An 11,909-nucleotide genomic window follows, 5' to 3' on the forward strand; every position below is an offset into this window, starting at 1 on the left:
CTCAACGATCCCTGGGATCGAGCGCATCGCGCAGGCCGTCACCGACGAAATTCAGCGCGAATAGCGTTGAGACAAGGAAGAAGGCAGGGAACAAGAGCAGCCAGTTGGCGGTGCCGATGTTCTTGGCGCCGGTCGAGATCAGCACGCCCCAGCTGGTCATCGGTTCCTGGACGCCGAGCCCGAGGAAGGACAGGAAACTCTCCAGGATGATGACATGCGGCACCAGCAGCGTCATGTAGATGACCACCGGGCCAAGCAGGTTGGGAATGACGTGGCGGATCAGGATGCCGCGTTGGCCGACGCCCATCGCCTCCGCCGCCTGGACGTATTCCTGTCGCCGGATCGACAGCGCCTGGCCGCGCACGATGCGCGCCATGTCGAGCCACAGCACGGCGCCGACCGCCAGGAACATCAGCACGAAGTTCCGGCCGAAGAACACCACCAGCATGATGACGAAGAAAATGAACGGCAGCGAATAGAGCACATCGACAATGCGCATCATCACCTCATCGACCTTGCCGCCGGCAAGGCCGGCCGTAGCGCCGTAGAGCACGCCAATGACGCCGGCGACGACCCCGGCGAGCAGGCCGATCGCCAGTGAGATGCGCCCGGCCATCAGCGTCCGCGACAGGAGATCGCGGCCGGTATTGTCGGTGCCGAACAGAAAATATTGCTGCCTAATCGAAGCGCTCATCACCGCCTCAAGGCCGTCAGGCGATTTGCTCTCTATCTTCGTGTTGTCGAAGGCATCGGAACGGTCGAGGTAGCGGACATTGCGGTCATCGATCGGCTTGGGCGATGTGACGGTGACGAAGATGCGATTGTCTTCCTGCCGCCACTCCTTGATGTCCACACGCATGCGCTTGATCGCCTCATTAAGCGCGGTTTCTATCTTGTCGGCCCTCGGATAGGCCGAGAAGCTCGGCGGTGTGCGCACATAATCAGCGTAGATGGTGGTGTATCGATGCGGCACCAAAGAGGGTCCGAACACGCTGAGGATCGCGATGAAAGCAAGATAATACAGGCTGAACATGGCGGCGCGGTTGGCCTTGAGGCGCGACCAGGCATCGCCCCACAGGGAGCGGCCGACGACGGCCGGAGCGGTGGCTGCGATATCAGTCATAGCGCACCCTCGGATCGACGAAGGCATACATGACGTCGACGATCAGGTTGAAGACGATGGTGAACAGCGCGATCACCACCACGGTGCCCATGACCAGCGTGTAGTCGCGATTGAGTGCGGCCTCGACGAAATAGCGGCCGATGCCGGGAACGGCGAAGATCGTCTCGACGATGATCGAGCCGGTGAGCAGTGCCGCCGCCGCCGGGCCGGTGAACGAGACGATCGGCAAAATGGCGCCGCGCAGCGCATGCTTGACGACCACCGACCAGTCCGACAGGCCGAGCGCGCGTGCGGTGCGAATGTGGTGCGAGCGCAACGATTCGATCATCGAGCCGCGCATCAGGCGAGCGACGATGGCGATCTGCGGCAAGGCGAGCGTCAGCACAGGCCCGACCTTGTTGAGCAGGGCGCCATCGCCCCAGCCGCCGATCGGCAGCAGCTTCCAGGTCAGACCGAACAAAAGCTGGATCACCGGCGCAATGACGAAGGTCGGAATGGTGCTGCCGGCGGCAGCCAGCGCAATCACTGAGTAGTCGGCAATCTTGTTCTGGTTGAGCGCGGCAATGGTGCCGAGGAGGCCGCCGAGCAGCAGCGCCAGGATGAGGGCCGAGGCGCCGATCTGGATCGAAACGGGCAGGCCCCTGGCAAACAATTCTGTGACGGTGAAATCCGGCATGTTGTAGCTCGGACCGAAATTGCCGCGCAGCAGATTGCCGAGATAGTGGACATATTGCAGCCAGAGCGGGTCGTTGAGGCCGAACTGCGCTTCAAGATTGGCCTTGATCTCGGGGCTCAGGCCCCGCTCCTGGTTGAACGGGCCGCCCGGCGCGACGCGTATCAGGAAGAACGCCATGGTTACGATGACGAACAGCGTCGGGATGGCGGTCAGGAGCCGCCGGAATACGTAACGCAGCATCGGTTCCCCGCGGGCCTAGAGCGACGTGCGTCCACTTGGACGCACAAAGTACGCTCTAGCGTTTCAATCTTCGCATCGTGCTTCCCGAAAATCGATTCCGATTTTCGGGCCGATGCGATGGCAAACCGGAACCGCCGCCCCTAACACATGACCCGAACCGAAGTTGGGAAAGGATCAGGCGTAAATCACAGCGCCCTGTGCGCGTCCCAAAGGACGCGCGGCGCTGTAGAGGAGCGGCAGTCGGGCCAAGGAGATCAGTCCTTGGAGATGAAGCGGGACGGATGCACGTCCATAACGTTGTCCTCGAAGCCATGAATCTTCGGGGAAACGATATCCTTGTAGCTGTAGTAGAGGAGCGGGATGTTGCCGACCTCATCGACGAGAATGCGCTCGGCCTCGGCGAGTTGCTTCATGCGCTCTTCGGGCTTGCCGCCGGCGGCGGCAGCCTCGTCCATGGCCTTCTCGAATTCCGGGCTGTTGTAGCCCGAATAGTTGTTGCCGCTTGCCTTGCGGGAGATGCCGAGGAAGGTTTCCGGATCCTTGTAATCCGCAATCCAGCCGGCACGCGCCACGTCAAAGTCGCCCTTCTGCTCAAGGAAGGAGTAGTGGGTCTTGGTGTCGGTATTGAGCAGCGTGACTTCGACGCCGAGCGGCTTCAACTGCTCCTGGATGGCGACCGCAGTGTTCTTGTGGTTTTCCGACGTGTTGTAGCGGATTTCCATCTTCAGCGGTTTCTCGGGCGTGTAGCCAAGCTTCTCGAGTACCTTCTTGGCCTCATCCTCGCGGTCGATCTGCGACATGTCCGCGTATTTGGCCATTGCCGGCGTATAGCCCTCAATGCCTGGAGGCACCATCGAATAGCCGGGCAGCATTGAGTTCTGCCAGACCTTTTCGGCAAGGAAATCGCGGTCGACTGCCATGGAGATGGCATTGCGCAGTTCGACGTTGTCCCACGGGGCCTTGTCGGTTTTGATCGCAAAATAGTAGGTGCCGAGGTAAGGCCCGACGCGAATCTGATCGCCAAACTTGGCCTTGAGGTCGGCGAGTTGCTCGGTCGGGAGATCGTCGTAGCTGTCGAGTTCGCCGGCCTCGAAGCGCTTCATCGCCGACGAACGATCTTCGGTCGGGATGTAGTTGACGACGTCGAGCTTGACGCTTGCAGCATCCCAGAATTTCGGATTCTTGACCAGTTTGATGTGGTCGTTGGGAACCCACTCCACCAGTGTAAAGGCGCCGTTGGAGACCAAATTGCCCGGTTTGATCCAATCGGCGCCGAGCTTGTCCATGGAGGCCTTGCTGACCGGATAGGCCGCCTGGTGGGTCAGCATTTCGAGAAAATAGGGCGTGGGCGCCTTCAGCGTCACTTCCAGTGTGTTTGCGTCGATTGCCTTGACGCCCATCTCCTCGGGCTTCGCCTTCTTGGTGTTCACCTCCTCGGCATTTTTCACGGGATAGAGCATCGAAGCGTATTCGGCGCCGGTGGCCGGATCTTCCAGCCGTTGGAAAGCGTAGACGAAGTCATCTGCCGTGACCGGAGCACCATCCGACCAGACGGCGCCCTTGCGCAGCTTGAAGGTGTAGACGGTGCCGTCGTCCGATACTGTCCAGCTTTCGGCAGCGCCCGGGATGAGGTTCGCCTTTGCGTCCTGCATGGTCAGCCCCTGGAACAGGTCACGCAAAATATTGGCTTCGTAGATCGTCGAAGTCTTGTGCGGGTCGAGTGACTCCGATTCGGCGGCGCTGCCGCGGTTATAGACGACCTCGGCGAAGGCCGGCGTGTAGAACGTGCCGGCGGCCAAGACCATGGTTGTGGCGAACACCGTCGCCTTCAGCATAGTTTTCAGCATGGAGTTCTCCCTGTCGAGGCGGCCGTTCAGCTGCGCCTCTTGAGTGTTGACGCCCCGAAACCGATTAGATGGCCCCTTTGAGCGCGCCGCCGGTTCCCTTTCCGGCAGCTGGTGGTCAAACAGTAACGTGGCGATTTTTTATTTCAACAGACTCGTGAGGTCACCCTAAGTAAGGCGCAGCGACAGACGCTTCGCCGCCGGCAGAACAGCGGTCGAAACGATGGGCTTGCTCCGCTTCCCATTTCAAACCTTCGTTTCCGGCCAGAAACTGGTCGTCGATTCCACTTTGCCGAAATGTCTTAATGCGTCTTTAAACAACCATGGATTATATTTTTCGTGAGCTTCGGTATGTCTCGGTGGGCGAAGGACATGAACGGCGAAGAAAATAAGACAATCGCTATAGAGCGTCATAAAACGCGCCGGTTAAGACTAAAATTATGCCAGTTTAGAGAGCAGTCCGGAACTTCAGCGGTTGAGTTCGCGCTGCTTTCGCCGATTTTTATCTTACTTTTGCTCGGAATGGTTGCATACGGTATCTATTTCGGTGCAAGCCACTCCGTGCAGCAAATCGCAGCGGACGCCGCCCGCACGGCGATAGCCGGGCTGAATGAGGGCGAGCGCCAGGCGCTGGTGACCAGTTTCGTCAATACCAATGCCGGCGGATATCCCTTCGTCGATTCCACCAAGCTGACCTATCAGGCAAAGGACAGCACAGCCGACGGAAACCAGTTCGTCGTGTCCATCCAATACGATGCCCGTAACTTGCCGGTCTGGAAACTGTTCCCGGCGCTGCCCATGCCTGGAACCACGATCTCACGCGAGTCGACAATACGGGTCGGAGGCATCTGAAATGTCGGAAACTTTGCCGGGGAGGATCGGCCGGGTCGCCCACTCGATGCTTGGCGACCTGAAGGCGAACTTCACCGTCATGACGGCGCTATGCGCACCGTTCGCGCTGGCGCTGGCCGCCTTCGCCATCGATGAAGGCTCGATCTATGTGGAGCGCCGGGAGGCTCAGTCGCTGGTCGATCTTGCGGCAATCACCGCCGCCTCCAACATCAACAACATTGAGGCCGCGGTGGTGACCACGCTCGGCGACAACGGAATGCCGGGTATCGTTGTCCAGAAGGCAGGGCAGACGATCGCCCCTGCCCTCGGGAAAACCGTCGTGTCGGTCACCGCCGGCCGATATTCACCAGAGTCGTCGCTCGGCGTCGACAAGCGCTTCGAGGCCGGCAAGACGCCCTACAATGCCGTCCATGTCACGCTGAGGAAGATTCCTGCCCGCTACTTTGCGAGTGCACTCATTCCGACGCCGGTGATCGGCACCGAAGCCATCGCCAGCGTTGCTCCGCAGGCGATGTTCTCGGTCGGGTCCAGGCTTCTCAGCGTCAATGGCGGCATCCTGAACTCGCTTCTCAGCGGCCTCCTGGGCACTAACATCTCGCTCAGCGTCATGGACTATAACGCCCTGATCTCAGCCGATGTGAATGTGCTTTCGTTCGTCGACGCTCTTGCCGTCCAGTTGCAACTGACAGGCGTCAGCTATTCAGACGTGCTGGCATCAAAAGCGACTGTGGGCCAGGTAGCCACGGCCCTGGCTAACGTTTCAACGGTTGGCAGCAGCAGCAAGCTCGTTCTCCAGACAATCGCGTCCAGAGCCACCAGCACGGTCAAAATCCCGCTCAATCATCTTGTCGACCTTGGATCAATTGGCCAGTTGGGTCTCGGACAAAAGCCGGCCGGCCTTTCCGTCGACGCTAGCGCCATGGGCATGCTGACCACCGCCGCTGCACTGGCCAACGGCTCGAAGCAGGTCGAGCTCAATCTCGGAGCCACCATTCCGGGGCTTCTCTCCACCACGCTTGCCATTGCCATCGGCGAACCTGCGCAATTCTCGCCGTGGCTGACAGTCGGCGAGAAGGGCGCCGTGGTGCGTACGGCGCAGACGCGGATCAAGCTGGTGGCGTCCGTCGGCGGCGGCAATGCAAATCTCGGTGGCGGCATCAGCCTCCTGTCCGTCAAACTGCCGCTGCATGTCGAGGTGGCCTCTGCCGAAGCCAAGCTGACCGACATCAGCTGCCCGACGGGGCACCCCGACAGTTTAAAGGTTACCATTGCCGCACGTCCGGGCCTTGCCTCGCTGCACCTTGGCGCCAGCGATGCCGACAACAGCCCCTCCGCCTTCGCCGATTTCAGCAACCCACAGTCATTTCAACCTGCCGAAATGGCGCAGGTCAGCGTGAAGCTTCTGTTTCTCACCCTCAACCTGATCGGCGTGAACGGTTCTGCGGCCGTTGAGATCGCCAACAACGATCCGACGATATTGACCTTCAACAGCACCGAAATCGCAAACAAGACGATAAAGACTGTTTCCACGAAAAACCTGACGCAATCTCTCACCACGTCGTTGGTCAACAATCTGTCGCTTTCGGTCAGTGCGCTGGGCCTCGGGCTTGATGTAACCGCCTTGCTTGGAACGGTGAAGCCGGCAGTGGTGGCGCTGCTGAACGGCGTGACGGCGCCTGTCGACGAATTGGTTTACAACGTGCTTGCGGCACTGGGCGTGCGCGTCGGCGAGGCTGATGTCCGGGTCATGGGCGCGACTTGCGGCCGCTCCGTGCTCGTTCAATGAGGACCAAGTAGAGAGGTCAGCCGGCTTGCCCGAGAAAACAGCCCAACGCCGGCAGCGAGAGAACTTTTTCCTGCAAGGCAGCACCGAGGCCGCCAAGATCGATCGTCACTGCGACATCGATATCCTGCGGCAACGGCCAGCTGGCCGGCTCGTCGGCGAAATTGAAAACGCAAAGCAGCTTCTCGCCGCCGCCTTCGCGAATGAAGGCAAGTACATCGCCCTCGGCATCGAGAAAGCGGATCGAACCCTGCACCAGAGCTGCATGCTGCTTGCGCAAGGCGAGCATCGCCCGATAGCTGGCTAGAACCGACTTTTCCTCCCGGTTCTGGATATCGACCGCGCGGGCGCGATGGCTTTGCGGGATCGGAAGCCACGGCCTGCCGGTGGAAAAACCGGCATTGTCGGAGCCTTTCTCCCAGACCATCGGTGTGCGGCATCCATCCCTGCCCTTGAACCCGGGCCAGAAGCGGATGCCGTATGGATCGCGCAGATCCTCGAACGCTAGGTCCGCTTCCTCCAACCCGAGTTCCTCGCCCTGATAGAGGCAGATCGATCCACGCAGGCATGACAGCAGAGCGATAGAGAACTTCGCCATCCTTTCCGGATCGCCGCCGGGCCTTGTCCAGCGCGTCACGTGGCGAACGACATCGTGGTTGGAAAACGCCCAGCAGACCCAGCCATCGAGGACAGCACTCTCGAACGCTTCGACGCATCCACGCACATGTGCGGCCGAGAATTGCGGACCGAGCAGGTCGAACGTGTAGCACATGTCGAGCTTGTCGCCGCCGCCGGTGTAGGCGGCGAGCGTTTGCAACGAACGGGTTTCGTCGCCGACCTCACCGACAGCGGCGCGGCCCTCATATTCATCGAGCAGCGCCCGAAAACGCTTGAGGAATGCGAGGTTCTCGGGCTGCGTCTTGTCGAACAGATGTTCCTGATAGAGGTAGGGATTGGTTTCGGTGTTGGTGCCGGCGACGCTCGACGCCAGGGGCGGGTTGCTGCGCAGCCAGCGGTCATGGACATAGTAGTTGACGGTGTCGAGCCGAAAGCCGTCGACGCCGCGCTCCAGCCAGAACCGCACCGTTTCCAGCAAGGAGTCCTGAACCTCCGGATTGTGGAAATTGAGGTCCGGCTGCGAGGCAAGGAAATTGTGCAAGTAATATTGCCTGCGGGTCGCGTCCCACTCCCAGGCAGGACCGCCGAAGACCGACAGCCAGTTGTTGGGGGCGGTGCCGTCAGGCCTCGGATCGGCCCAGACATACCAGTCCGCCCTAGGGTTATCGCGGCTCGCGCGGCTTTGGACGAACCATTCATGCCGGTCGGACGAATGCGACAGGACCTGGTCGATAATGACTTTCAGGCCGAGACGGTGCGCCACGGCGACCACCGCGTCGAAATCCTCTGATGTGCCGAACATCGGGTCGACGGCTGTATAGTCGGATACGTCGTAGCCCATATCGGCCATCGGCGACTTGAAGAAGGGCGACAGCCAGACGGCGTCGGCGCCAAGCGATGCGACATGCGCCAGCCTCGATGTGATACCACGCAGATCGCCACTGCCGTCCCCTGTCGTGTCCTGGAAAGAGCGCGGATAGATCTGGTAGATGACGCAGCCGCGCCACCACTCGGCCTCGTCACTTGCCACCGCGGTTCTCCTTTATCTGAGCCTGCACGGCTTTGTGTTCGATCATGAAAATCACCGTTCGCCCCGGCACCGGTTGTGAGATGTCTGCTGCGCCGGCGATGGCTGGGACCCAGAGAAATCCGTCGCGCTCCGGCAGCGTGAACATACACGCCCGGCGATCGCCATTGATGACCACGGCAAGGCGGCAATCATCGCCGCCGAGCATCATGACCAGGCGGTACCGCCCCGGATCGTGCCAGCCTGCCTCGTCGAGCGGCATGCCGGTTTCAGTGAGCCAGACGACGTCCGGTATTTCTGACCCGGGCCGCGGCTGTCCGGTCAGGAAGGGCGTGTCGGAAAGCGCCGGCACGGAACGACGCATCCCAGCTAGCAAAACAGTGCATTGTTCCAGCGCCTGATCGCGGCCGGCCCAGTCGAGCCAGGTGATCTCGTTGTCCTGCGCATAGGCGTTGTTGTTGCCCTCCTGGGTGCGGCCGAATTCGTCGCCGGCGGTCAGCATGATCGTGCCGCGCGAGGCAAACAGCGTCGCCAGCAGCGCACACTGGTCATCGAAACGGGCCGTAACGATCCTCCGGTCGTCGGTCTTACCCTCGACGCCATTGTTCCAGGACAAGTTGTCGTCGTGACCATCGCGGTTCTGCTCGCCATTGGCTTCATTGTGCTTGTGCTCGTAGGCAACAATGTCGGCCAGCGTCATACCGTCATGCGCGGCGATGAAATTGACGCTGCGGCTTGTCTGCCGGCCTGGCTTGGCAAACACGTCGGACGAGCCGGCAAGCCGGGTCGCCAGCGCGCCGACCATGCCGCTATCGCCGCGCCAGAAGCGGCGAATATCGTCGCGATATCTGTCGTTCCATTCGAGGAAGGGCGGCGGAAAATTACCAAGCTGATAACCGTCCGGGCCGATATCCCAAGGCTCGGTGACCAGCACTCTGTCACCAAGGACCGGGTCGTTGCGAATAGCCATGAGCAACGGTGCCGCGGCGTCGAATAGGCCATCGACCCGACCCAAAATGGGCGCCAGATCGAAGCGGAAACCGTCGACGCCGGCATGGCAGACAAAGTGACGCAGCGTGTCGAGGACCATTTCCTGGACGACCGGATGATCACAGGCGACGGTGTTGCCGGTGCCGGTGTCGTTAGCCAACCTGCCGTCCGGCCAATGCCGGTAGTAGGCACGACTGTCGAGGCCGCGCAGCGACAGCGTCGGCCCAAGCCTGTCGCTTTCGCCGGTGTGGTTGAAGACGAGGTCGAGGATGACGCCGATGCCGGCCTCACGCAGCGTGGCGACCGTCTGCCGCAGTTCCGCGAGACCGCCGGGCGCCAGGCGCGGATCGAGCCCCATGAAGGTCACGGGGTTGTAGCCCCAGGCATTACGCAGCCCGAGCGGCGGCAGATGCCGCTCATCGATCGATGCCGTCACCGGCATCAGTTCGACCGCCCCGACCCCGAGTTTTTTCAGGTGCTCGACGATGGCCGAATGGGCAAGGGCTGCAATCGTCCCGCGCTGGTGCTTCGGGATGTCCGGATGCAGCATGGTGAAGGCGCGCACCGGCACTTCGTAGATCAGGCCACCGGGCTGGAATAGCGGCGGCAAGGCAGGCACCGGTTGCGGCAGGGTGGCGGCAATCGCCTTCGGCAGCAGCGGCGCGGTATCGGTGCCCTCGCCCCGTCGTGCGGCGAGCCTGTTGTCATAGACATAAGGCCTGTCGATCTCGACGGCATATGGATCGACCAGCAGCTTGTCGGGATCGAACCAGAGCCCTTGCTCGGGCGCATACTCGCCATCGGCGCGAAACCCGTACCGGGTGCCGGCAGCGAGGCCGGCAACGAAAAGCGCGTGAACGCCCTTGCCTTCCGGCTGGAGTTCAAGCCGGTCGATCTCCCTGGTACCCTGCTCATCGAAGATCGCGACCCAGAGCCGGCTGGAGGCAGACGACCATGCGGCAAAGCGAATACCGCCTTCCGATACAATTCCACCAAATCGCGGCCGATACGGCCGATTACCGGCCGGTATTCTATCTTCCTGTTTGACCATGATCCTTTCCGAAAACCGGCTCCCACTTTTTGCTGACGCGGACCGTCGGTTCGGGATCATGGTCTAGATGGCATCAGGTGATGACGCTCGGCTTGGCGCGGCCGGTATGGCTGCGAATCCCGGCAATATCATCGGCTGCCGCAATCAGAGCGGCAAGCGCCTCCTCCGTGTCGAGATCGTGCCTGGACTTGTCCGGCTCGTAGCGCTCGATATAGACGCGCAACGTCGCGCCCGAGGTGCCGGTGCCGGAAAGACGGAAGACGACGCGCGATCCACCTTCGAACAGCACCCTGATGCCCTGGTTCTTGGCTATAGAGCCGTCGACCGGGTCGTGGTAGGCGAAATCGTCGGCGCTGGCGATCGTCATGCCGCGCACGCTGGTGCCGGGCAGTGATGCGAGTTTCGTCCGCAATTCATCGACCAGTGCGTTGGCGCGGTCTGTCTCGACCTCCTCATAGTCGTGGCGCGAGTAGTAATTGCGGCCATAGGCGGCCCAGTGCTCGGTGACGATCTGCTTGGCGCTTTCGCCGCGCACGGCAAGGATATTGAGCCACAAAAGCACGGCCCACAGCCCGTCCTTCTCGCGGACATGGCTGGAGCCGGTGCCGGCACTTTCCTCGCCGCAGATCGTTGCCATGTCGGCATCGAGCAGATTGCCGAAGAATTTCCAGCCGGTCGGCGTTTCGTAGATGCCGATGCCGAGCTTTTCGGCGACGCGATCGGCCGCGCCGCTGGTCGGCATCGAGCGCGCGATGCCTTTCAGGCCGGCCTTGTAGCCCGGCGCCAGATGGGCGTTGGCGGCGAGCATGGCCACCGAATCCGACGGGGTGACGAAAATGCCCTTGCCGATGATCAGGTTACGGTCGCCGTCGCCGTCGGAAGCAGCGCCGAAATCCGGCGCATCCGGTCCCATCATCTCGTCGTAGAGGTGTTTGGCATGGACCAGGTTGGGATCGGGATGGTGGCCGCCGAAATCCGGCAGGGGAATGAAGTTGCGGGCGGTGCCGTTCGGCGCGCCGAGCCGGTTCTCCAGGATCTCCTTGGCGTAGGGACCGGTCACGGCATGCATGGCGTCGAAGCGCATGCGGAAACCCGATTTGAACAGTGCGCGCAAGGCATCGAAATCGAACAGGCTTTCCATCAGCTCGGCATAGTCGGCGACCGGGTCGATCACCTCGACCGTCATGCCGCCCGCCTCGACGGTACCGATCGTGTCGAGGTCGACGGTTCCGATATCAGCGATCTTGAAACTGGAGATTAGCTTGGTTTTGGCGAAGATCGCGTCGGTCAGCTTTTCCGGCGCCGGGCCGCCATTGCCGGCGTTGTATTTGATGCCGAAATCCTCGTGCGGGCCGCCCGGATTGTGGCTGGCCGACAGGATGATGCCGCCGAAGGTCTTGTATTTGCGAATGATGTTGGACGCGGCCGGCGTAGACAGGATCCCACCCTGCCCGACCATCACTTTGCCGAAGCCATTGGCCGCCGCCATGGCGATGGCCTTCTGGATGACCTCGCGATTGTAGAAGCGGCCGTCGCCGCCGATCACCAGGGTCTTGCCCTTAAACCCGTCCAGTGCATCGAAGATCGACTGGATGAAGTTCTCGGCATAGTGCTCCTGCTGGAACGCGGGCACTTTCTTGCGCAGCCCGGAAGTGCCGGGCTTCTGGTCTAAGTAGGGTTTGGTGGCGACGGTGCGTATCATGCT

At 61.3% G+C, this 11,909-nt stretch carries 8 protein-coding genes; 2 read left to right on the forward strand and 6 right to left on the reverse strand.

The features are described 5' to 3' along the window. Position 1: 1 nt before the first annotated feature. The 3 genes from AC0L25_RS19980 to AC0L25_RS19990 all read right to left on the reverse strand — a co-directional run bounded on the left by AC0L25_RS19980 (position 2) and on the right by AC0L25_RS19990 (position 3,886). Positions 2-1,123 carry an ABC transporter permease gene (locus AC0L25_RS19980; RefSeq protein WP_473597101.1) on the reverse strand — a complete coding sequence of 374 codons (1,122 nt, stop codon included), beginning with the start codon at positions 1,121-1,123 and terminating at the stop codon, positions 2-4. After that, positions 1,116-2,039, reverse strand: a complete 924-nt coding sequence (locus AC0L25_RS19985) for an ABC transporter permease subunit (protein WP_473597102.1) — start codon at positions 2,037-2,039, stop codon at positions 1,116-1,118. The genes AC0L25_RS19980 and AC0L25_RS19985 overlap by 8 nt, the downstream gene beginning before the upstream one ends. Positions 2,040-2,293: 254 nt before the next feature. Then, positions 2,294-3,886 (reverse strand): peptide ABC transporter substrate-binding protein, encoded by a 1,593-nt coding sequence (locus AC0L25_RS19990; RefSeq protein WP_473597103.1) that lies wholly within the window; start codon positions 3,884-3,886, stop codon positions 2,294-2,296. 369 nt (positions 3,887-4,255) lie between these two features. On the opposite strand from AC0L25_RS19990, the gene AC0L25_RS19995 reads away from it, so the two are divergent. Continuing rightward, complete coding sequence (locus AC0L25_RS19995) at positions 4,256-4,735, forward strand: TadE/TadG family type IV pilus assembly protein (protein WP_473597104.1); 480 nt, start codon at positions 4,256-4,258, stop codon at positions 4,733-4,735. Position 4,736: 1 nt separating this feature from the next. Beyond that, on the forward strand, positions 4,737-6,521 hold the full coding sequence (locus tag AC0L25_RS20000) for a pilus assembly protein TadG-related protein (protein WP_473597105.1): 1,785 nt from the start codon (positions 4,737-4,739) through the stop codon (positions 6,519-6,521). Between the two features lie 16 nt (positions 6,522-6,537). Here the strand turns inward: AC0L25_RS20000 and bglA are convergent, their stop codons facing one another. From bglA to AC0L25_RS20015, 3 genes are all read right to left on the reverse strand, one after another. After that, positions 6,538-8,166, reverse strand: coding sequence for a beta-galactosidase BglA (bglA, locus tag AC0L25_RS20005; protein ID WP_473597106.1), 1,629 nt, complete (start codon positions 8,164-8,166; stop codon positions 6,538-6,540). Beyond that, the gene (glgX, locus tag AC0L25_RS20010) at positions 8,156-10,204 is read right to left on the reverse strand and encodes a glycogen debranching protein GlgX (protein WP_473597107.1); all 2,049 of its coding nucleotides are present in this window, start codon (positions 10,202-10,204) and stop codon (positions 8,156-8,158) included. The genes bglA and glgX overlap by 11 nt, the downstream gene beginning before the upstream one ends. Positions 10,205-10,277: 73 nt before the next feature. Continuing rightward, positions 10,278-11,906: an alpha-D-glucose phosphate-specific phosphoglucomutase gene (locus tag AC0L25_RS20015; protein ID WP_473597108.1), complete on the reverse strand. Its 1,629-nt coding sequence runs from the start codon at positions 11,904-11,906 to the stop codon at positions 10,278-10,280. Between the last annotated feature and the right edge of the window lie 3 nt (positions 11,907-11,909).

It is taken from the genome of Mesorhizobium sp. WSM4813, from assembly GCF_055811555.1.